Here is a 20,983-nt window from a genome sequence, read left to right as displayed (position 1 = left end):
CATCTCTTAGCCGGGAATAACAATATATAGAATGAAGCTAAAGAGGTGTTACACATGGATGCAGTATTAGAAGCAGACACTAGGGCAGTAATCGGTGAAGGCCCGTTATGGGATGAAGAAAACGGCCGACTATATTGGGTTGATATTTTAGGAAGTGAGCTCCATATTTTTGATCCTAAAGAAAAAATCAATCGTTCGGTCAAATTTACATCCTTTGTGACGGCGCTTGCGAAATATTCAAAGGATGAGCTGATCATGACGATGAAAGACGGTTTTTACCTGTATCATCTTCATGATGACAGTCTTGAAAAAATCAAACAGCCGAAGGATATGCATGAGAGCCTTCGGTTTAACGACGCCAAATGTGATCCGTACGGAAGGCTTTGGGCAGGGACGACGAGCATGGAAGGCGAACAAAAACAAGCCTCGCTTTATCGTTTGGACGCAGATGGGAGCCTTGTCAAAATGAAAGATCAAGTCTCAACCTCGAACGGTTTGGATTGGGATCGCGAACGCAACCTGATGTACTACATTGACACGCCGACGCAGGAGATTGTGTGCTATCAATACGATCCCGAAAGCGGAAACGTCTCAAACCCCGAGACTGTCTATCGTTTTGAAAAATCGGATGGACTGCCGGATGGCATGACAATTGATCAAAACGGCATGCTGTGGGTAGCGCTGTTTGGCGGAAGCCGTGTGGTTCACATTGATCCTTTTCAGAAAAAAGAAATCGATTCAATAAGTGTTCCGGCCAAATATGTCACATGCTGTGCGTTCGGCGGCCAAGACATGAAAACCCTTTACATCACAACAGCTACTGAACAAATGACCGAAACAGAAAGATATGAACAGCCTCATGCGGGCGGGTTGTTTTCAGCCAGACTTGAAACGGGCGGATATCAGCCGGTTCCATTCGCTGGGGAGTTATAAAAAAAACGCATCCGAAAACGGATGCGTTTTTGCATTTAAAGTGAACGGATAATTCCGCCTTCCACACGCTGTGCCGTGCCATTAATGGCAGATGCGGCATCAGATGCGAGGAAAACAATTGTGTTGGCGACTTCTTCAGCTGTTGCGTATCTTTGAATGAGTGAAGTCGGCTCATTCACTTTAAAATAGTCTTTCACAAATGTATCTGTATCCTGGCCGGCTGCCTTTGCGGCGCCCTCCATATAGGACGCAACGCCTTCTGTCCAAGTAGGTCCCGGAAGCACTGAATTAACCGTAACGTTTGTGCCCTTCGTCATTTCAGCCATTCCTCTGGACAGGCTGATCAGCGCTGTTTTGGTCATTGAATAAGGAATCATAGTCGGAAGCGGTTTAACGCCTGCTTCACTTGCAATATTCAAAATGCGGCCGCTGTTTTTGGCAAGCATCTTTGGAAGGAAGTGACGGCTTGTCCGAACAGCGCTCATCACGTTTACTTCAAAATATTGATTCCATTCTTCATCCGTTACCTCGGCGAAATCCTTCACTTCAAAGAAACCGAGATTGTTGACAAGAACATCTATATCACCGATCTGCTTCACTTTTTCCAGAAAAGCTGCTGCTTCATCCGGTTTTGATAAGTCGGCTGCTGCTCCATGAACCGTTCCATAGGAAGAAAGCTCCTCAACCGTGCGATCGACTGTCTCTTGTTTTCGGCCATTGACTATAACGGCTGCACCTTCTTGCAAAAAGCTTTTCGCCGCGGCTTTCCCGATGCCGGAAGTTGAGCCTGTGATTAAGACGAGCTTGTCTTTTAGCTGTAAGTCCATAAAAATCATTCCTTTTTTAGTGATCATGCTACTTAGTATACAAGATGAAATTTAGTGTTTACGAGAATTTTGCTTCCATACATGCAGCGGCGGAAAAGTCATTCATACTGCATATACAAGCCTGTCAGCCATATAGTATAATAACTCCGAAAAAGGATACGAAAGTCAAACAGGTGCCGGTACGTGAAAATAGCCGGCTTAATAGGGAAACCGGTAAAGCCGGTGCGGTCCCGCCACTGTAATTGGCCTTTGCGCCAAGAGCCAGGATACCTGCCTGTTTGATAAGCACGAAGTCTGCGAGGACAGATGATGTGTAAACAATAGGCTTTTTTGTTGTTTACAGCGTCTTTACCATCGTAGAGATGCTTTTTTAGTTCATTTAGGAGGAAAGGGTATGAAAAAATTAGCCGGAATATGGACGGCGCTTCTGCTGACCGCCATTATGATTTCAGGCTGCGGCAATGCGGCAGATGAGAAGGATTCCGTTGCGAAGCAAAAGACAGCCGCGTCTGAAGCGTTCCCTGTCACAATTGATGATGCGTCAAACGAAGATGTTACCATCAAAAAGGAGCCGAAAAAAATTGTTTCATTAATGCCGAGCAACACGGAAATTATATATGCTCTCGGACTCGGTGACAAAGTGATCGGCGTCACCAAAAACGATACATATCCAAAGGAAGTCAAACAGGTTGAGAAGGTTGGGGATATGAATATAAACGTTGAGAAAGTCATTTCTCTTAAACCTGATCTCGTTCTCGCCCATGAATCTTCCATGTCAGCCTCAGCTGATGCCATTAAGCAGCTGAAAGACGCTGGCATTCCTGTGCTGACTGTCAATGATGCACAATCTTTCGCAGAGGTATACAAATCAATCGAAATGATCGGTGAAGCTGCCGGGGTCGAGAAAAAAGCGGGCCAACTGGTCAACAGCATGAAATCAGACCTTCAGGAGATTAAAGAAAAAGCGAAATCCATTTCAAAAGACGAGGAAAAAAGCGTCTTTATTGAGGTTTCGCCTGATCCTGACATTTACACAACCGGAAAAGACACGTTTATGAATGAAATGCTGAATGTCATCCATGCTAAAAACGCTGCAGCGGATCAAAAAGGCTGGGTGCAAATGACAGACGAGGCCATCGTTAAGCTGAATCCAGACACCATTGTCACAACGGACGGTGTAAAAGCGGATGCGGTGGAAAAACGCGATGGCTGGAGCGGAATCAATGCTGTGAAACATCATCGCGTTTATGATGTTGATCCTGATCTCGTCACACGTTCAGGTCCGCGTCTGATCGAAGGGGTCGAAGAACTTGCGGAAAGCATTTACCCGGATACGTTTAAAGAATAATCGTTTTGCTGCTTATAGCATCAGTTTCTTATTTTTAGCCGCTAGTATCATATTGGGGATTTCCTGCGGCAGTCTGCAAATTCCGATACCTGCCATCTTCCATATCTTTTGGCATGAAGGCTTTGGCGGCTCTGCCGGCTCCTATGATCCAATGTATACAAATATTATGATGAATATCAGACTGCCGAGAGTTGTGCTGGCCGCCCTTGTGGGGGCGGCTCTTTCTATCGCTGGGACTGCTTTTCAGGGGCTGTTGAAAAATCCGCTTGCTGATCCCTACACGCTCGGTGTTTCGTCCGGTGCTTCAGTGGGGGCGGTTGTGACCCTATTCTTTAGCCTACAGCTTCCTGTCCTCGGAGGCTTTACACTGCCGGTTGTGAGTGTAACCGCGGCACTTGTCACGATGGCGGCGGTCCTTTTCTTCAGCCGCCTCGTTCATGCATCAATGTCTGTTTCGACTCTTATTTTAACCGGTGTCATCATCAATTCATTTTTGGGCGCATTTATTTCTCTTGTCATTGCTCTGACAGGAGATAATTTACTGCCTATTGTGCATTGGCTGCTTGGCAGCGTCTCGATGAGAGGCTGGAGCTACGTTGCGCTGTTTCTCCCGTTTTTTCTTTTAGGAACCATGCTGCTGATCATAAACGGAAGAGAACTCAACGTGATGACCTATGGAGAGGAGAAAGCAAGGCTTCTCGGGGTCAGCGTCCAGCATAGAAAAATGATGATTTTAATTGCAGGGTCACTGCTGACGGGCGGCGCTGTGGCTGTATCCGGCACCATTGGCTTTGTCGGACTTGTGATTCCGCATATCACAAGATTGCTGTGGGGAACGGATCATCGGCATTTATTGCCGCTGTCTGCCTTGCTTGGCGCGGGATTTCTCGTCTTGGCCGATCTGCTATCGAGAACAATGATTGAGCCGATTGAATTGCCGATCGGCATTATTACAGCTTTAGCGGGAGCTCCTGTTTTCGCTCTGATTTTCATTCGGCAGCACCGCGGGGGGAGAAGCTTATGATTAAGGCAGAAGGGCTGTCGGGAGGTTACGGAGACAGCCGGCTGATTAAAAATGTCAGTTTAACAGTGAAGAAGGGAGAATTTCTTGGCATTCTCGGACCGAACGGGAGTGGAAAAACAACACTGCTTCACTTACTGACAGGAACACTTCCGGCAATAGAAGGCTCCGTTTGTCTGGCTGGCAAACCACTCACTGAATATAAGCCGAAGGAACTGGCGCAAATGATGGCAGTTCTGCCGCAAAAAACAGATCAAGCGTTTAGCTTCACTGTCAAAGAAACCGTATCCTTCGGCAGATATCCATTTCAAAAAGGGCTGTTCAGCCAGCAGACTGAAGAGGATGAAGCCATCATTGAGAATGCGATGAAACAAACAGGGGTACTTGCCTTCGCTGACAAATCGATTCGTGATCTAAGCGGGGGTGAACAGCAGCGGGTTTATTTGGCTCAAGCACTGGCGCAGCAGCCGCGCATTTTATTTTTAGACGAACCGACTAATTTTCTGGATTTGGCCTATCAAAAAGAACTGCTTGATCTTATCAAGCGCCTGACGAGAGAAAATGGGCTGACTGCTGTCAGTGTTTTTCACGAGCTGAATACCGCTAGCCTGTACTGTGATGAAATCGTTTTTATAAAAAACGGAACAGCCGGGCCTAAGCAAAAACCGGAAACCGCCATCACAGAAGAGCACATAAAGGCGTTGTATAACACGAAAGTCAGCGCTTTACTCCATCATCAATTGCCTAAACCGCTTATTGCGATTCAGCCTGAAGAGGCCGCCCTAAAGCTGCCGGCGATTCCGTTTGAAGCTTTGCTGCAAGTGCGGCGCGATGAAATCCTTTTGCAAACGGAAATCCCGCTCCGGACGCTGTCTTCGGCTCCTATAGGTTCAGGCTTTTCTTGGAACCGGACGTTTCTCCATAAACGGCTGCCTGCCCATTCCGATCAAAAAGAAGGGCTTACAGCCTATTTATCTGAAAACGGCTTTTATCCGCAGGAAACCTGTGCGATGGCCTCCAACGGCAGACTTGACCAGTTTGTGTGCCGTACGTTTGAAGACGAAGAGCTGTCCGTTTGTATTTGTGTCATGTCTGGCTTTTCGATCTGGATTTTGATCAACGGCTTTGCGACAGACCAATTCTTCGTCAAGGCAGTCATGGGAGCGGAAGCCGAGCGCATGAAAGTGCTGGGCGGCGAACAAAATGACCCTGGAGAAATCCTCGTTGCAGCGACACAAACTGAAGAGACATCTTCAGAAGAAAACATAGAGAAACGGCTGAACCAATTGATTCGGTTTGGGACAGCTGAATGTGTGCGAGAGGCTGCGGACCTGCTTGAATAAGTCGGTAAAGGAGACAGATATGATGAAACTATATACAAAAACAGGCGATAACGGGCAAACGAGTTTAATCGGAGGCAGAACAGATAAGGACAGCCTCCGAGTAGAAAGCTACGGCACAATTGATGAGCTGAACAGTTTTGTCGGGCTGGCCTTGGCTGAGCTCTCCGGAAAGCGTGGCTTTGAGGATCTAACGGCCGAGCTGCTCAACATTCAGCACGAGCTCTTTGACTGCGGGGGCGATCTGGCAATCATCACAGAAAAAAGAGACTATAAATTGAAGGAAGAATCCGTTTCCTATTTAGAAATGCGAATCGATGCCTATACAGAAGAGGCACCTGAACTAAAGAGATTTATTCTTCCGGGCGGATCAAAGGCCGCTTCGCTTCTCCATGTGGCGCGCACCATTACAAGGCGGGCGGAACGCCAAGTGGTGGCGCTGATGAAAACGGAAGGGATCAATGAAACAGTACTCCGTTATCTCAATCGATTGTCCGACTATTTCTTTGCCGCAGCACGGGTTGTCAATGTGAGAAACGGTATTGACGACGTGGAGTATGAAAGAAGCGCTATTGTGTTTTGCGGTCAAAACAGCAGCGGATCATAAAAAACATGAATGAAAGCTGGCATTTTCAATACATGCCGGCTTTTTATTTTTTCATTTTGTCAATTTCCCTTTTTACGACAAAAAATGAACCTTATGAATTATTGACTGAAAAATGGAAAAATGAGATATTGTAACAAATTGATGTAAAAAATAGGCAGTGGGGGGCTCTGATTGATGGTGAGATTCATTGAAAGTGATAGCGTCTGGAAGAGAAATTTCAACTTTCTTTTCTTTTCAAGAATAGTCAAGATTTCCGGCGATATGTTCGCATTTAATTCGATATTATGGTTTTTAATTTTTGACGGTGAAGGTGCGATCGGAACTGCTTTATTGATTGCTGTCACCTTTTTGCCGGAAGCTGTTTTAGCACCTGTGACGGGTCCTTTCATGAAGCAGAATACATTGAAATTCTGGATGTACTTTTCAGACCTGACAAGAGCCGCGGTTGTTTTAATCATTCCGCTCTGCCATTTCGGCGGATTCTCTCCGCTGTGGTTTGTTATGACTCTTATGATTGTGCACTCAGCTACTGGTGCTGCCTATAATCCTGCTTCAATTGCTTTAATCCCGCAAATTGTAGATGAAAAAGGCATTCAAAAAGCAAATGCTGTGCTGCAGTCGTCCGCCCAAATTGTCCGGCTTGGAGCTGTGACACTATGCGGCGCTCTCCTTACGTTTATCAGTCCTTCTTATACAATGCTTATGGCTCTCGTACTTTATCTTATTTCTGGTTTTCTTGTTCTCTTTATCAAATACAATGCTGTTGAAACAAAATCGGAATCAGCGGCCGTTGCACAGAGAGGTACATATTTTGGCAGACTGAAACGCGGTTTTGTCCTAGTCAGAAAACACCAAATCTTATATCCGCTTGCTATCTATTGTATCTTTATGAATTTCGCGGCAGCCCCTTGGGAAGCGCTCTCCGCTGTATATGTTGCGGAGGATTTAAACGGACAGCCGATTGTGTATTCGCTATTAAAAGCAACCACCGCAATAGGCGCGTTTTTATTGGGGTTTGTACTGACAAAAGTAAAAGTAAACAAGTACGGACTGCTTTTCGTAACCGCCGGCATTATTGAAGGATTCGCTTTCTTTATTACCGGAATGAATACCTTTTTGCCGCTCGTCTTTTTCGCCGCTTTTACATTTGGCGCTGCAGTCAGTGCGATCAATGTTCCCGAGTATACGATTATACAGACATCTGTCGATAGTGAGGACCAGCCGCAAGTTTATGCCGTCATACATATGATCTCAAATATTTCGATTCCGGCAGGCGCTGTCATTTGCGGATATGCCGCAACCTCTTTTGGTTCAGGAAATGTGATCGCTGCCGGGGGAGTTGTGGAAATTATCGCGGGGATTGGAATTCTTCTGTTTACAAAGCTGGCCAAAGCAGAACAATCCGATTTGGTAAAAGAAAGGGAAGCAAGTGTTCATATGTAAGGTTTTTGAAGACGCCATGCCTCGTGCATGGCTTTTTTTATGCCGCTGGGTCCGGTGCTGTCTACGACTCTGGTCTTATCCAAAAATCAATCTCTGATTCGTTTTGCTTATCTTTTGTTTTGTATAAGATGAAGACAAGGAAAACGAAAGGAGGATCTGCATGAAGATCAACAAGAAAACGATAGGCGGATTCTTATTAATTGTATTTGGAATCTCCGTCTTTTTTGGGGGCGGCAGCTTCGGCTTTATCATTCCGCTTGCGATCGGAGGATTGCTGACATACGTGGGAATTAAAAGATTCGCAGCAGGCAAAACCATCACAGGTATCATCTTGGGCGGAATCGGGGCGATGATGCTCATTTGCTCACTTCCGTTTCTCGTTGGCATTGCACTCGCGGCTGCTATGGTGTATTACGGCTGGAAACTGATGAAAAACGGATCCGCGGAAAGCGATATGTCAAGCTTTGACCCTGAACCAGCTTCTGCCGGCTACCAGTCTCATTTTGATGACGAATGGGAAAATTTCTTAAAGAAAAAATAACACATGATATGAGGAGGAATAACGGTATGGTATTAAAAAGAATGAGAGATATGTTTGTTGCGTCGGTTCATGAAGGCTTGGATAAACTGGAGAACCCTAAGGTGATGCTGAATCAGTACGTTCGTGATATGGAAAGCGATATTGCAAAAGCAAAACAAACGATCGTCAAACAGCATACGATCGCCTATCAATTTAAGAAAAAATATGAAGAAGCAAATGAAGTGGCTGGAAAGCGTAAGAATCAAGCTCAGCTCGCTTTTGATGCCGGTGAAGAAGAGCTTGCGAAAAAAGCGCTGACAGAAATGAAGTATTTAGAGGGAAAGGCAGCAGAGCACAAAGCTTCCTATGAACAGGCAAGCAGTCAGCTGGCTGAGCTGAAAGAACAGCTTGCCACACTTGAAACAAGGCTTCAGGACGTAAAGGATAAAAAACAGGCGCTGATTGCCCGGGCAAACGCTGCAAAAGCAAAAGAGCATATGAACGCAACATTCGACAAAATTGACAGTGAAAGCGCGTATCGGGAATTTCTCCGGATAGAAAACCGAATTGAGGAATTAGAAATCCGTGCCGATTATTCGAAGTCAGCGGAAGCCGGCACAGCAACGAGCCAAAGTGAATTTGCAGACGAAGTAGAAGCTGAAATCGAAAAGATGCGGGAACTCTCTTTGAAAAAAACAGATCAAACCTCACATGCAGCAAATGAATAAACAGGACAGGGAAGGGTTTTCGTCAAGTCCTTCCCTTCCGCACGTATTCATTCGCAGGCTTTTCCTTTATAATAGAATGAATGAGAAGGATGAAAACAAATGAAAAAAATGCTGGGCAAACTGCTGATCATTGCCGGTATTCTTATTTTTTCTGTAGTTGTTATTAAAGACGTGTTTGCTGATGGTCTTTCATTCATAAACGGAACTGAAGCTGATTCAGCCAGTGCTTCACCACATGAGATCGAAAGCGTAATCATTGAATCGGATAACAAGAATGTGAAGATCATAGCGGAAAAGCGTAATGACATATCAGCAACCATCTCAGGTGACTCCGGGAAATTGTTTGTGGCTGAAAAGAGAAGAAAGCTGGAGCTGACGGTAAAGGAAAAAGAATTTCAATTCTTGAACGGATTTCATCGATCTGCCCTTGTCGTCCATATTCCATACACATACAAAGGCGGTTTGGCTGTGAAAACCTCAAGCGGCGACGTGTCTGTAGACGGTAATAAACATCTCACGCTTTCTAAGCTGAACGCAGCATCTGCAAGCGGGAATATGGCCGTAACGGGTATCAGCCTTCAGGAGTTGGAGGTGAAGGGCTCTTCCGGAGATGTGTCGATATCAAATACAGACGCTAAAACAGCCGGCATCCGCTTAACTTCAGGCGACGCAAACTTGGATGGTGTTTCAGGCTCACTTGATGTACGGATGACATCAGGAAACGTTGACGCGGATTTAGAAAAGGTAGCGGGCTCTTCAGCTGTCACATTGACGAGCGGTGATGTGAATCTGGAGCTTCCCGAAAACGGCAGTTTCAAAGTCAATGCTGCTTCAGAGAGCGGAAGCGTCAGTTCGGCGTATCCATTTGCTGATACAACACATAAAGATCATCATCAAATCACAGGCTCACAAGGAAGAGCACAGCATCTAGTCGATATTAAAACAAACAGCGGGGATGTAGCGATACGGTAGCATCTGGCAGAAGAAAGGAGGCGGAACAACCAGAATGACAAAAAAACAGCTTCTTGGACTTATCATTGCTTTATTTGGCATCAGCATGTTTTTGCAAATTATCGGAGTAGGCGATCTGCTGTTTTGGCCGCTCTTTTTTCTGATTGCCGGTTATTTTTTAAAAAAATACTCCCGTGACTGGCTTGGGTCCGTCATGTACATCTTTGCCGCTTTCTTATTTTTGAAAAATCTGTTCAGCATCACCTTTAACTTATTTGGCTATGCGTTTGCCGCATTTTTAATTTACGCAGGCTACCGGCTTGTGAAAGGAAAGCCTATTTTTGAACCGAATGAGAAACCTACCGATTTAACGAAAAAAGAAAAACAGTCCGAGCCCCCAAAAAATGTGAAACATCCTGACATGCGAAGCTTTTTTATCGGCGAACTTCTGATGATGAAGCAGCCGTTTGATCTGAATGATTTAACTGTATCGGGTTTTATCGGCGATGTAAAAATCGACTTGTCAAAAGCGATGATTCCGGAGGGAGAGAGCACCATTGTCATCAGCGGAGTGATCGGAAACGTTGATATTTATGTTCCATCAGATCTTGAAGTGGCTGTCAGCTCGTCCGTCTTTATCGGCGACATTAATCTGATCGGCTCGAAGAAAAGCGGATTAAGTACGAAGGTATACGCCTCGTCTTCTGATTTCAGCGAATCCAAACGCCGGGTGAAAGTATCCGTCTCCCTATTTATCGGTGATGTGGATGTGAAATACGTATGAGAAAAAAACTGCTTGCCAGTCTCCAGTGGCGTGCCATTCGCATGACAACGGGAATCAGTCTGCTTCTATTTGTCTGCTTGATTTCTTTTATGATGGTTTACTATCGGCTTGATCCGTTTGTGTTGCTGTCGTCAAGCTGGTTCGGGATTCCGTTTATCCTGATTTTGGTGCTGATCAGCCTTACGATCGGTTTTGCGTCAGGGTACATGTACGGCAACCGGCTGAAAACAAGGGTCGATACATTGATTGAATCTATTTTAACATTTGAAAATGGCAACTTCGCTTATCGTATACCGCCGCTCGGGGACGATGAAATCGGGCTTGCAGCCGATCAGCTGAATGAAATGGCGAAGCGGGTTGAACTTCAAGTCGCTTCCCTGCAAAAGCTTTCAAATGAACGGGCTGAATGGCAGGTGCAAATGAAAAAATCAGTCATTACAGAAGAACGCCAGCGATTGGCCAGAGACCTGCACGATGCTGTCAGCCAGCAGCTCTTTGCGATATCGATGATGACCTCCGCTGTATTAGAACATGTAAAAGATACGGATGATAAAACGGTGAAACGGATCAAGATGGTAGAGCACATGGCGGGAGAAGCCCAAAATGAAATGAGGGCGCTGCTGCTTCATTTAAGACCTGTGACGCTCGAAGGGAAGGGGCTGAAGGAGGGGCTTACGGAGCTTTTGGACGAGTTTCGGAAAAAACAGCCGCTTGATATCGAATGGGATATTCAGGATACGCCGATTTCCAAAGGCGTAGAGGATCATTTATTCAGGATCGTACAGGAGGCTCTTTCCAATGTATTCAGGCACTCAAAAGCCTCAAAAGTATCCGTGATTCTCGGCGCAAAAAACAATCAGCTGCGGCTGAAGGTCATTGATAACGGAAAAGGATTCAAGATGGAGCAGGTAAAAGCGTCATCCTACGGCTTGAATTCGATGAAAGAACGTGCAAGCGAAATCGGTGGAGTCGCCGAGGTGATTTCGGTTGAAGGAAAAGGCACACAAATTGAAGTAAAGGTCCCGATTTTCCCGGAAGAAAAAGGAGAGAACGAACGTGATTCGAGTATTGTTGATTGATGATCATGAAATGGTCAGAATGGGGCTCGCCGCTTTTTTGGAGGCGCAGACCGATATAGATGTCATCGGCGAAGCGTCTGATGGCAGCGAGGGTGTACAGCTTGCTGTTGAATTAAAGCCTGATGTGATCTTAATGGATCTTGTCATGGAAGGAATGGACGGCATTGAAGCGACAAAGCAAATTTGCCAGAAGCTTTCCGATCCGAAAATTATTGTGCTCACAAGCTTCATTGATGATGATAAAGTGTACCCGGTCATTGAAGCGGGAGCGCTCAGTTACTTACTGAAAACATCAAAAGCGGCCGAAATCGCTGATGCGATCCGTGCCGCAAGCAAGGGAGAGCCAAAGCTTGAATCAAAAGTGGCGGGGAAAGTATTATCCCGGCTGCGCCACTCAGGTGAAAACGCGCTCCCGCATGAATCACTTACGAAACGGGAGCTCGAAATTCTTTGCCTGATCGCAGAAGGAAAAACAAACAAAGAAATAGGGGAAGAACTGTTTATCACCATTAAAACAGTCAAAACCCATATCACCAATATTTTATCAAAGCTGGATGTCAGTGACCGGACGCAGGCAGCTGTGTACGCACACCGAAATCACCTCGTAAAATAGGCGTCCGCTATTTGTTTGCGCCTTTCGTCCCGAAGTCTCTGACAACCACATTGACCCGGTAGTCTATTTCCGCATTGCTGAAATAATCATCATCCCATTTTCTTGAGATCTTTTTCCACTTTTGAGGATAATGAATTCTGACTTCGTTTCGCAGCCCGGTTACATCTACTTTGATATCTTTCTGCAGCTTGCCTGTAATAAATGCTGTTACTGTTTCGTGTAATCGTTTTTCGACTGTCTTTTCAATATCTTTGATATATGAATCCTTAAATGAATCTTCATTCGGATTCCAGTCCTCTGATAAACGACCTTCAATATTGCGTGTGACGGTGAATTTGAACTTTCCGTCCTTGTAGGCCGTCTTAATCTTCCGATTGCTCGAATACACCTCATAAGAAAAAAGATAGCCATCGCGCTTCAAGTCAATGACGCCTCCTTCGACAGTGCCTGTAAATAAGTTGATATTTTGAACCTCAATCGGTGTTAGATTCCGGTTCCATAATTTATCTTTGATGATAGAAGCCCCGTTTATCGCGAGTTTGCCGTTTTCCTCACCGACATGAGGGATAAGGAACGAATCATCAGAGGTCAAGTGTTCTGAGATCTCTCCCAATGTAACAGGCTCCATCATTCTAATCGTCACCGCGTTATTCTCTGTCAGATCATAAATCACATTGGATGCGGGCTCTCCTTGATCATTCATTTTAAATATATCCTTAGTCCTGCCATCGGTGACAAAGACGTACGAACTCCTCCTTGTTCCATTGTCTCTGACAAACTGGTTAATGATCGCGTCCATTCCAATATGATCCGCAATCACGCTCTTGGAAAGCAGAATGAGACGCAAATGCTGTGAAAACGTAGGGTTATGTTTTAATGCAGATGTTCTCATCATTTGATGGACCGTTTCACCCTTTGTGATAGAAAGCTGTGTTGGGTCAGATGAAGAGCCTTCCTTGGAGCTGATTTTTTTCGGCACAAGAATCTGCTGTGTAAGTTCTAAATTTTTATCATCCGGCTTGTCTAAGCCAACACCGATGATCAGGCTTAATTCCTCAATATTCTGGCTATCCCAGCATCCGGACAGCAATAGGATGCATATGAACATACTTAAAATGCGGATTTTCATTTTGCTGTAATCCTCCTTTTGACAGCTACAATGAAAAAGAGAATGAAGGGAAGTAAAAACAGGCAGACGAAAATGTATCCGAGATAATCGCTATACATCATGACCTGATTAGAGTCATCCGGCCATAGAGAAAAATAATAGACAGCCGCGCCAATGAGAACCATGCTTTTTTTAGTCGATAATCCAAACGTCTTCTTCAGTCCGTTAGCGGCAAAATATCCGTAAATGACAAACGTTGTGAAAAATTGAATGATCCAGACGACCAGTAAAAACGATTCAAACCGTTCAATGAATATGCCCTTGAGCTCAAAAGACTGAAAGAGAGAAATGGTCGGCCAGATCAGCGTTTTTACCTCAGGAGCGGTCAAAGCCCCGACAACAATGACATACGTCAGGATATATAAAATAATCGGAATCAGAAAACCGAAAGCCGCGTATCTAAATGTGTATTTCTTTTTCTTCATATGTTCAGGGAGAAACAGCATTATTTCCATTCCTAAGAAAGATATCGAGACAACAGTCAGGGAGTTCGCAATGGGTCCAAGACCTTCGCCTAAAACAGGGCGCAAATTATTGATGTCAAAAATTTTAAAACTGATCCCAAACACAACCAGTAAAATAATAATCGTTACTATTAAATAAAAGGGAAACAGCCGAGACACATCACTTAACCCTCCAACAATTAAATAGATGCCGCAGCAGATAAACGTTAAGATAATGACCTGAATCGGCGTTTTCTCCAGCAGGAAGAACTTTACCATTTCAGCCATCGCCCTGGTTTCAAAGCTGGCCACTCCGATAAAATAGCAGCAGATCAAAAGGCCGAAGATGCTGCCGATCCATTTCCCAAGCCCTTCCTGCAAATACTCAAATAGAGAAGAGTATTGATGTTTTTTCTGAATGAGCGTGTTTAAATAAATGAAAAAGATAAAAATGACACCTTCTAATATCAGCGAGATCCAGCCGTCAGGAGTATTAGCCTTAGTGGTGAGCGCTCGCGGCAATGTTAAAAGACCGGCACCAAGCATCGTATTTGCAACAATAGCAATACCTTGGAAGGTATTAAGTTTCAGTGGAGTCTGTTTTTGGCTCATTTGGATTATTCGCCTCTTTTGGTTTGTTTTTAATTGGGAGACGGATAATGGAATCATCCGTATTTTTCAGGCTGAAGAATCCGTTTGGCGAAAAATACGGAGATCCAAAGCTCGTTTGTCTCGTTAGATGCGTATAAATAACAAGCATAAATAAAATAATCCCGTACAGCCCAAGAATAGCGGCGGAAAACATCGAAATAAAACGCAGCACCCGGAAAGACAGACCCATTCCGTACTGGGGAACGGTAAAGGATGCAAGGGCAATGACGCTGACAACGATGACCATAATCGAACTGACGAGATTCGCCTCTACCGCCGCTTGTCCGATGACTACGCCCCCGACGAGGCCGATCGTCTGGCCAAGCGGGTTGGGAAGACGCAGCCCGGCTTCTCTGAGCAGCTCGATCGTCACTTCCATCAGCAAGGCTTCAAATATCGGCGGAAACGGCACGTTTTCCCTGTTTGCCGAAATCGTGACGGCGAGCGCGGTCGGCAGCAGCCCTTGATGGAAGGAAACGAGTGCAATATAAATAGATGACAAAAACAAGGTGATGAAGATAGAAGCAAAACGCAGTGTCCGGATTAGAGATGCTGAAATCCAGCGTTCATAGTAGTCATCCGGGGACTGCATCAGGACACCGAGAGAAACAGGGACCAGCAGCACAAATGGTGAACTGTCGACCAAAATGGCCACACGGCCGTTAAACAGGGCCGACGATACCTTATCCGGTCTTTCCGTATTTTGAACCTGCGGAAACGGCGAAAATTTATTATCTTCAATGAGCTCCTCAAGCGTTCCGCTGTCCTGAATATCCTCAAGTTGGACATTTTTAAGCCGCGCTTTTACTTCTTTTATGACGAACTTTTTTGCTTTGCCCTCAATGTACATAATGGCTGCCTGCTTCAGCTTGTCTTTGCCGATCATGATTTTTTTGGTGATTAACTTCGGATGAGAGGTTCTTTGTCTGATCAAAGCGAGATTTGTATCGATATCCTCTACAAATGCAACTTTTGGTCCGCGAACCACTTTTTCAGTTGTCGGCTCTGCCAGGCTTCTTGTTTTTTTCTTTACTGTAGATAGAATATAGACTTTGTCCAATCCGTTGATAAACACAGCACAATTGCCGCTGAGAATGGACTCGACCGTTTTTTTTGCGGTTTCAACAGGTCTTGCGTCAAGCTGGTCAAGGCGTTTTTTAACTTGGTCAAGCGTGAGGCTATCTTCATCTTTGATTAAGGTTTTAATCGATTCTGCAACCTTCTTCTGATCATTCAGTTCACTAAAATAGAGATAGTAAAAAACAAGACCGTTGGAGAGCATTTTTTTGTTTTTTACCAGATCATCGTTTTCTTTTAATTTTGGAAGCACCAATGCTAAATTATCGTGTATATATTCCTTAAACTCTGTTTGTTCCAACGAGGTCACCTCTTATCCAAAACCTTAGTAGAGGTTATCTTTTCCTGTTAAAAAAATGATATACTGTGTTAGAGTATTTCATGGTGTAAGTTTTTTTATGAAAGCGGAGGATACGAAGTGGCACAGGTAAGACTTGCAGGAAAACAAGAAGAAATAGAACAGCTCATTAAATCATTTGAAAAGCATTACGATGTCTCTTATACATCAAGGGAGTACGGACGAACGAATCCGAAGTACAAATATTCAAAGGATTCCCGCGTATATCTTGAATTAAAATTAAAATCTGCCAAGATCGAAAAATAAAAAGGATTTTTAATGTCACTGGCGAATTATGATCTATTGAAGCAACCGTTATGGAGGGATACATAAATGGAATACAGAATTGAACGAGACACCATGGGAGAAGTAAAAGTTCCTGCTGATAAATTTTGGGGCGCCCAAACACAGCGAAGCAAGGAGAACTTCAAGATTGGTTCTGAAAAAATGCCGATGCGTGTTGTGAAGGCGTTTGCAATATTGAAACGCAGCACGGCGATCGCTAATAAACGCTTAGGCAACCTAGATGCGGAAAAAGCGGAAGCCATTGCAGCAGTTTGTGATGATGTTCTCAAAGGCAAATACGATGATAACTTCCCGCTTGTTGTATGGCAGACCGGAAGCGGCACACAAAGCAACATGAACATGAACGAAGTGGTGGCCAATCGCGCGACCGCGTTATTAAAAGAAAAGAACTCTGATCAAACAATTCATCCAAATGATGACGTTAACCGCAGCCAAAGCTCAAACGATACGTTCCCGACAGCGATGCACGTTGCTGCCGTTTTATCTGTCTATGAACAGCTTGTGCCTGCGCTTGATCAGCTTCGCAATACGTTAGACGAAAAAGCAAAAGCATACAATGATATTGTAAAAATCGGACGTACGCATCTTCAGGATGCCACACCTCTGACGCTCGGACAGGAAATCAGCGGATGGGTGCACATGCTCGATCGCTCGAAGGAAATGATTTTAGAAGCGACAGACAAAATGCGTGCGCTTGCAATCGGAGGTACAGCTGTCGGAACAGGAATCAATGCTCACCCGGAATTTGGAGAGCTTGTTTCAGAGGAGATCACGAAACTGACAGGTCAAACGTTTACCAGCTCGTCGAATAAATTCCACGCGCTGACAAGCCATGACGAAATCACATATGCACACGGCGCCTTAAAAGCTCTTGCCGCTGATTTAATGAAAATCGCAAATGATGTCAGATGGCTTGCGAGCGGACCTCGCTGCGGCATCGGGGAGATTGTCATTCCTGAAAATGAGCCTGGCAGCTCCATTATGCCTGGAAAAGTGAACCCGACACAAAGTGAAGCACTGACGATGATCGCAGCGCAAATTATGGGGAATGATGCGACAATCGGCTTTGCCGCAAGTCAGGGGAACTTTGAACTAAACGTATTTAAACCTGTGATCATTTACAACTTCCTGCAATCTGTACAGCTGCTGAGTGACGGAATGAACTCCTTCCATGATAAGTGTGCTGTCGGTATCGAGCCAAATAAAGAAACAATTCAGGAAAACTTGTCGAATTCCTTAATGCTGGTTACGGCGCTGAATCCGCATATCGGATATGAAAACGCCGCAAAAATTGCCAAGCTTGCCCATAAAGAGGGATTGACGCTGAAAGAAGCGGCTTTGAAGCTTGAATTGCTGACAGACGAACAATTTAACGAAATGGTGAAACCGGAAGATATGGTAACACCAAAGGCGTAATAGAGAAAAAACGGCTGCTTGTGAAGCAGCCGTTCTTCTAAATATATTGTTGTTTCAAGAGAAATGTAAGCTGCTCGGCATCTTCTGCGAGAGCTTCCGACTCCATCAGGTTATGGATCATTCCTTTTATGATCACCAGCTTCGGTGTTTTTTTCTTCATTTCTGCTTCAAGTATGTCCAAGCTCTCCGATAATTCAAGGGAGGAGTTTGTGTTCAAGCTTTTTATTTTCTCACGAAGGCTTTTCACAATCGATTCAGTCAGCGGGTCAGGCCGTCCGTGAGACAGGGGCCCGAATAAAGAGCTTGCTTCTTCTAATGTAATGAAAGGCTCATCGTTTCGTTCAGACATGCCTTTAACCATATCATCAATGCGGTTAATAACGATATCTGCTAATTGATCCGGCTTCACAGTATATCCGAGCAAAATCATGCATTCCAGGTAAATCTGGCTGATTCCTTCTATTAGAAAACAAAGCTCCGCTGTATATGGTTCAGCTTTTTCTCCATATATGTTTAACAGACTGTCAATGTGAAATTGAAGGGAAGTCTGGCGGATTTTTTTTGCGCATTGCTCTACTTCATCCGTATAAGGCAGAGAACCTTCCTTCATTTGCATTGTAATAAAGTCTTTGTGTTCAAGGATATTTTCATAGAACACAGTAAGCTGCTTGCGGTAAGCTGTTCTGGGGCTGTCGCCTTTCGTTTTAATATTTAAAATACGGGTAAATGTTTTATCATAATAGTAATTCAGCATAGATAAAAGCAGCGCTTCTTTAGAAGGAAAATAAATATAAAAAGCACCTTTAGAAATCTTGCATGCTTTGGCAATTTCTTGAACTGGTGTTGCGTTATATCCTTTTTGGGCAAACAGTTTAATGGCTGTTTCAATAATCAGCTTCTCTTTTTCCTTCAAATGGTTCCACCCTTTCGGAGCTTGAGGCCTACATAGGATATGACCATACAGTCATACCGTACGTTATAAATTTAACCTTATTGTAACTTGTTTTTTTTTCATGTATTATTTATATTATAGATTGAGATGACCGAACGGTCAAAGCTCAAGCGAAAGGGTGAATCTGAAATGAGAGAATTGGACGAAATGATCAGCCGCTTGCGAAACAGAGGAATTAAAGTGGAAAAAGTCAAATATCCGAAGCAGACGTTGTCAGAGAAAAAATGGGTTCATCAATGCAAACAGCCGCTCAAAACAAATTACAGAGATTTTAACGGCTATTCTTTCACATGAAAAATAGACTGCAAAAATATCTACAGTCTATTTTGGCACTGCTATGCGGTATGTTACACCCGTTTTGTCATTTTCAATTGAGATAGACGCCTTATGAAGAGTTAAAATACGTTTTACGATGCTGAGACCAATGCCGAATTCGCCTTTCTTCCCTTTATTAAAAGGCTCATAGAGGCTGGAAAGCATCTCATCTTCAATATGCGGTCCGTCATTTTTAATGGTGATAAAGATATTCTGATCATCCTGTTTCATGATGATTTCAATCTTTGTTGCGGCATAACGGATTTGATTTTCCAGTATGTTCTCCAGAAGCTTGTTCCATTGCTCGGGATCACCCGGCATAAGAATGTCTTCATCTACATCAATTCCCCATGATAATTCTTTTCGCGCCCATTTCAGTCTTTCAATGACTTCTTCTGTCACACCCATAATACTGAATGTTTCATGTTGTACTTTTTGCTTAGATAAATAATCGAGCTTTGTTAAATATAATAAATCTTTTATTTTTTTCTCCAGCTTAAGGGCTTCGCCTTCAATGACATCTACTGTATTTTCAAGATCTCCTTTAGGAAAAATCCCGTCTTTTATGGACTGGGTATATCCCCTGATCACCATAACCGGCGTTTTTAAATCGTGTGAAATATTTTGTAAAAGGGTTCTTTCTGTTTCATCCTTTTGCACAAGCTTTTGGCGCATCTCTTCGATGGTATGCCCCAATTTGCCGATTTCATCTTTCCGATCCACTATGACAGGATCATCCCAATCCTGTTCTGAAATCCGTTTGACGTGCTTTTCAAACGAAACGAGAGGCCTTGATAAATATTTCGCAAGCCAAATCGCCGGAATCCAGCTCAATAAAATGACAACCGCTATAATAAACAGCAGCTGTTTGAACAGAGTGAAGGCCAGATCGTCCCGATAAGAATCAAGTGCATAGGACAGCATCATGGCGGATTGCCCGTTTACGGAAAGTCCCTTCTTAATGACAAAAAACACTTTTTCGCCATTAATTTCAGCGCTATATCGTTTCTTTTTGACTTCCTGTTTATCAGCCAGCTGGTATACCTTATGGATAAAATCAGACGACAGGATTCGTAAATCCTTGTCTGAAGAAGCCGCTTCATTTTCGGGCAGAAGCACGTGCTGAACAGAGCGCACGGTCGTCGGTGCCGTGGCTTCCTCGCTGTAATAGCGCCTTTCGATTGAACCAGGCAGGCGGTACTCGGTCAGAACATGCTGTTCATTTTCAATGGTAGTGTACGTTTCATTGGTGAAAAAATCACGCAGCGTGTTTGAAAATAAAACAAGCAATAAAATCGATATGGCTAACAGGATGCCGGAGATGACAGCCCATATTTGAAACGAGAGAGGCTTGTTTTTCATGATGTCATCATCCTGTAGCCAAACCCGTAAATGGTCTCCACTTTGAGTTCAGGCATCTTTTTACGCAGCCTCCGGACAAGATCGTCAACAACGCGGTCAGTTCCAAAGTAATCATGTCCCCATACCTTGACGAGAATATCCTCACGGGAATATGGATGTCCTTTATGATGGATAAATAAGAGGAGGAGATCAAATTCCTTCGACGTTAAATTAATCAAATTGCCGTTTTCATCATAAACCTCTCGGGCGTCTTCTGCGACCCGATAGGAGGAGACGACAGTTTCGTTCTTTTGTGCGGACGGCGCTTCCTTATAGACAAGCTGCAACAGCTTTTGCACACGTATAATCAGTTCCCGCGGGAGAAATGGTTTTGAAATATAGTCATTGCTTCCAAGCTCTAACCCAAGCACTCTGTCAATATCGGCGTCTCGTGCGGAAATAAAAATGACCGGCACGTCAGGGTCCTTCTCTTTGATTTCTTTTATTAATGTATAGCCGTCAGTATCCGGCAGCATGATATCGAGAATCCAGAGGTGGGGAGACGGCGTCATTTTTTTTCTGGCGTCTTCGCCTTTCGTAAAAGATGTAATGTTCCAGCCCTCATTCTCTAAATACTTCGTCAGCAATTCATTCAGATTATCCTCATCTTCAACTAGATAAATGGTATATGACAAGGCCCTTCACATCCTTTCAACGTCATTATAAACTAGTTTTAACATACGGCAGGCAATTTTCATAATTTCACATATTCTTTTCATTTTT

At 44.1% G+C, this 20,983-nt stretch carries 22 protein-coding genes and 1 riboswitch; of the genes, 15 read left to right on the top strand and 7 right to left on the bottom strand.

Annotated features, from left to right (window positions below; all coding sequences use genetic code 11):
* Window positions 1–54: 54 nt before the first annotated feature.
* Window positions 55–933: an SMP-30/gluconolactonase/LRE family protein gene (locus V6D42_RS10640; RefSeq protein WP_010331847.1), complete on the top strand. Its 879-nt coding sequence runs from the start codon at window positions 55–57 to the stop codon at window positions 931–933.
* Between the two features lie 35 nt (window positions 934–968).
* On the opposite strand, the gene V6D42_RS10635 is transcribed toward V6D42_RS10640, so the two are convergent.
* Window positions 969–1,760 (bottom strand): SDR family NAD(P)-dependent oxidoreductase, encoded by a 792-nt coding sequence (locus V6D42_RS10635; protein ID WP_333513197.1) that lies wholly within the window; start codon window positions 1,758–1,760, stop codon window positions 969–971.
* Window positions 1,761–1,914: 154 nt separating this feature from the next.
* Window positions 1,915–2,052, top strand: a riboswitch (cobalamin riboswitch).
* Between the two features lie 102 nt (window positions 2,053–2,154).
* On the opposite strand from V6D42_RS10635, the gene V6D42_RS10630 reads away from it, so the two are divergent.
* The 11 genes from V6D42_RS10630 (at window position 2,155) to liaR (ending at window position 12,194) form a co-directional block, all read left to right on the top strand.
* Window positions 2,155–3,108 (top strand): ABC transporter substrate-binding protein, encoded by a 954-nt coding sequence (locus V6D42_RS10630; RefSeq protein ID WP_333513196.1) that lies wholly within the window; start codon window positions 2,155–2,157, stop codon window positions 3,106–3,108.
* Complete coding sequence (locus V6D42_RS10625; RefSeq protein WP_333513195.1) at window positions 3,071–4,132, top strand: FecCD family ABC transporter permease; 1,062 nt, start codon at window positions 3,071–3,073, stop codon at window positions 4,130–4,132. Before V6D42_RS10630 ends, V6D42_RS10625 begins: the two co-directional genes overlap by 38 nt.
* Entirely contained in the window at window positions 4,132–5,472 is a 1,341-nt protein-coding gene (locus V6D42_RS10620; protein WP_333513719.1) for an ABC transporter ATP-binding protein, read from the top strand. Before V6D42_RS10625 ends, V6D42_RS10620 begins: the two co-directional genes overlap by 1 nt.
* Window positions 5,473–5,494: 22 nt before the next feature.
* Window positions 5,495–6,076: a cob(I)yrinic acid a,c-diamide adenosyltransferase gene (locus tag V6D42_RS10615; RefSeq protein WP_326203519.1), complete on the top strand. Its 582-nt coding sequence runs from the start codon at window positions 5,495–5,497 to the stop codon at window positions 6,074–6,076.
* Between the two features lie 174 nt (window positions 6,077–6,250).
* Window positions 6,251–7,519, top strand: coding sequence for an MFS transporter (locus V6D42_RS10610; RefSeq protein ID WP_333513194.1), 1,269 nt, complete (start codon window positions 6,251–6,253; stop codon window positions 7,517–7,519).
* Between the two features lie 160 nt (window positions 7,520–7,679).
* A complete protein-coding gene (gene liaI / locus V6D42_RS10605; RefSeq protein WP_333513193.1) occupies window positions 7,680–8,060 on the top strand; it encodes a cell envelope stress-induced membrane anchor protein LiaI in 381 nt (126 codons plus the stop codon).
* 26 nt (window positions 8,061–8,086) lie between these two features.
* Entirely contained in the window at window positions 8,087–8,767 is a 681-nt protein-coding gene (liaH, locus tag V6D42_RS10600; protein WP_333513192.1) for a stress responsive protein LiaH, read from the top strand.
* A 99-nt stretch (window positions 8,768–8,866) separates the two neighbouring features.
* Window positions 8,867–9,739: a LiaG family protein gene (gene liaG / locus V6D42_RS10595; protein WP_333513191.1), complete on the top strand. Its 873-nt coding sequence runs from the start codon at window positions 8,867–8,869 to the stop codon at window positions 9,737–9,739.
* Between the two features lie 34 nt (window positions 9,740–9,773).
* Entirely contained in the window at window positions 9,774–10,502 is a 729-nt protein-coding gene (gene liaF, locus V6D42_RS10590) for a cell wall-active antibiotics response protein LiaF (RefSeq protein ID WP_333513190.1), read from the top strand.
* Window positions 10,499–11,581 (top strand): two-component system sensor histidine kinase LiaS, encoded by a 1,083-nt coding sequence (gene liaS / locus V6D42_RS10585; RefSeq protein ID WP_168748716.1) that lies wholly within the window; start codon window positions 10,499–10,501, stop codon window positions 11,579–11,581. The genes liaF and liaS overlap by 4 nt, the downstream gene beginning before the upstream one ends.
* Window positions 11,559–12,194 carry a two-component system response regulator LiaR gene (gene liaR, locus V6D42_RS10580; RefSeq protein ID WP_333513189.1) on the top strand — a complete coding sequence of 212 codons (636 nt, stop codon included), beginning with the start codon at window positions 11,559–11,561 and terminating at the stop codon, window positions 12,192–12,194. Before liaS ends, liaR begins: the two co-directional genes overlap by 23 nt.
* A 7-nt stretch (window positions 12,195–12,201) precedes the next feature.
* Here the strand turns inward: liaR and V6D42_RS10575 are convergent, their stop codons facing one another.
* Genes V6D42_RS10575 through gerAA form a run of 3 tightly spaced genes read right to left on the bottom strand, consistent with a single transcriptional unit; the run spans window position 12,202 to window position 15,834 of the window.
* Window positions 12,202–13,323, bottom strand: coding sequence for a Ger(x)C family spore germination protein (locus tag V6D42_RS10575; protein WP_333513188.1), 1,122 nt, complete (start codon window positions 13,321–13,323; stop codon window positions 12,202–12,204).
* Window positions 13,320–14,417 carry a spore germination protein gene (locus tag V6D42_RS10570; protein ID WP_333513187.1) on the bottom strand — a complete coding sequence of 366 codons (1,098 nt, stop codon included), beginning with the start codon at window positions 14,415–14,417 and terminating at the stop codon, window positions 13,320–13,322. The genes V6D42_RS10575 and V6D42_RS10570 overlap by 4 nt, the downstream gene beginning before the upstream one ends.
* A complete protein-coding gene (gene gerAA / locus V6D42_RS10565) occupies window positions 14,386–15,834 on the bottom strand; it encodes a spore germination receptor protein GerAA (protein ID WP_333513186.1) in 1,449 nt (482 codons plus the stop codon). The genes V6D42_RS10570 and gerAA overlap by 32 nt, the downstream gene beginning before the upstream one ends.
* Before the next feature lie 117 nt (window positions 15,835–15,951).
* Here gerAA and V6D42_RS10560 point away from each other — a divergent pair, with 117 nt between their 5' ends.
* Entirely contained in the window at window positions 15,952–16,137 is a 186-nt protein-coding gene (locus V6D42_RS10560) for a YvzF family protein (RefSeq protein ID WP_010331829.1), read from the top strand.
* A gap of 66 nt (window positions 16,138–16,203) precedes the next feature.
* Window positions 16,204–17,592 carry a class II fumarate hydratase gene (gene fumC, locus V6D42_RS10555; RefSeq protein ID WP_333513185.1) on the top strand — a complete coding sequence of 463 codons (1,389 nt, stop codon included), beginning with the start codon at window positions 16,204–16,206 and terminating at the stop codon, window positions 17,590–17,592.
* 37 nt (window positions 17,593–17,629) lie between these two features.
* Here fumC and V6D42_RS10550 read toward each other — a convergent pair whose 3' ends face one another.
* A complete protein-coding gene (locus tag V6D42_RS10550; protein ID WP_333513184.1) occupies window positions 17,630–18,505 on the bottom strand; it encodes a TetR/AcrR family transcriptional regulator in 876 nt (291 codons plus the stop codon).
* A gap of 168 nt (window positions 18,506–18,673) precedes the next feature.
* Between V6D42_RS10550 and spxO the strand changes: the two genes are divergently transcribed.
* Complete coding sequence (gene spxO / locus V6D42_RS10545; RefSeq protein ID WP_003221681.1) at window positions 18,674–18,838, top strand: anti-adapter protein SpxO; 165 nt, start codon at window positions 18,674–18,676, stop codon at window positions 18,836–18,838.
* A 27-nt stretch (window positions 18,839–18,865) separates the two neighbouring features.
* On the opposite strand, the gene cssS is transcribed toward spxO, so the two are convergent.
* Window positions 18,866–20,221: a secretion stress-responsive two-component system sensor histidine kinase CssS gene (gene cssS, locus V6D42_RS10540; RefSeq protein ID WP_333513183.1), complete on the bottom strand. Its 1,356-nt coding sequence runs from the start codon at window positions 20,219–20,221 to the stop codon at window positions 18,866–18,868.
* Complete coding sequence (cssR, locus tag V6D42_RS10535; protein ID WP_168748709.1) at window positions 20,218–20,895, bottom strand: secretion stress-responsive two-component system response regulator CssR; 678 nt, start codon at window positions 20,893–20,895, stop codon at window positions 20,218–20,220. The genes cssS and cssR overlap by 4 nt, the downstream gene beginning before the upstream one ends.
* Window positions 20,896–20,983: the final 88 nt, after the last annotated feature.

Origin of the sequence: Bacillus sp. 0909A, assembly GCF_036765115.1 — a bacterium.
Lineage (GTDB): Bacteria > Bacillota > Bacilli > Bacillales > Bacillaceae > Bacillus > Bacillus mojavensis.
The sequence above is the reverse complement of the archived record's forward strand: the minus strand, read 5'-3'. Positions and strand labels throughout refer to the sequence as shown.

Bases quoted from the DNA above. Each gene is read 5' to 3' on its own strand.
- V6D42_RS10640 (WP_010331847.1), top strand. From the start codon at position 55: ATGGATGCAGTATTAGAAGCAGACACTAGGGCAGTAATCGGTGAAGGC.
- V6D42_RS10635 (WP_333513197.1), bottom strand. From the start codon at position 1,760: ATGGACTTACAGCTAAAAGACAAGCTCGTCTTAATCACAGGCTCAACT.
- V6D42_RS10630 (WP_333513196.1), top strand. From the start codon at position 2,155: ATGAAAAAATTAGCCGGAATATGGACGGCGCTTCTGCTGACCGCCATT.
- V6D42_RS10615 (WP_326203519.1), top strand. From the start codon at position 5,495: ATGAAACTATATACAAAAACAGGCGATAACGGGCAAACGAGTTTAATC.
- V6D42_RS10610 (WP_333513194.1), top strand. From the start codon at position 6,251: ATGGTGAGATTCATTGAAAGTGATAGCGTCTGGAAGAGAAATTTCAAC.
- liaI (WP_333513193.1), top strand. From the start codon at position 7,680: ATGAAGATCAACAAGAAAACGATAGGCGGATTCTTATTAATTGTATTT.
- liaH (WP_333513192.1), top strand. From the start codon at position 8,087: ATGGTATTAAAAAGAATGAGAGATATGTTTGTTGCGTCGGTTCATGAA.
- liaG (WP_333513191.1), top strand. From the start codon at position 8,867: ATGAAAAAAATGCTGGGCAAACTGCTGATCATTGCCGGTATTCTTATT.
- liaF (WP_333513190.1), top strand. From the start codon at position 9,774: ATGACAAAAAAACAGCTTCTTGGACTTATCATTGCTTTATTTGGCATC.
- liaS (WP_168748716.1), top strand. From the start codon at position 10,499: ATGAGAAAAAAACTGCTTGCCAGTCTCCAGTGGCGTGCCATTCGCATG.
- V6D42_RS10575 (WP_333513188.1), bottom strand. From the start codon at position 13,323: ATGAAAATCCGCATTTTAAGTATGTTCATATGCATCCTATTGCTGTCC.
- V6D42_RS10570 (WP_333513187.1), bottom strand. From the start codon at position 14,417: ATGAGCCAAAAACAGACTCCACTGAAACTTAATACCTTCCAAGGTATT.
- fumC (WP_333513185.1), top strand. From the start codon at position 16,204: ATGGAATACAGAATTGAACGAGACACCATGGGAGAAGTAAAAGTTCCT.
- spxO (WP_003221681.1), top strand. From the start codon at position 18,674: ATGAGAGAATTGGACGAAATGATCAGCCGCTTGCGAAACAGAGGAATT.
- cssS (WP_333513183.1), bottom strand. From the start codon at position 20,221: ATGAAAAACAAGCCTCTCTCGTTTCAAATATGGGCTGTCATCTCCGGC.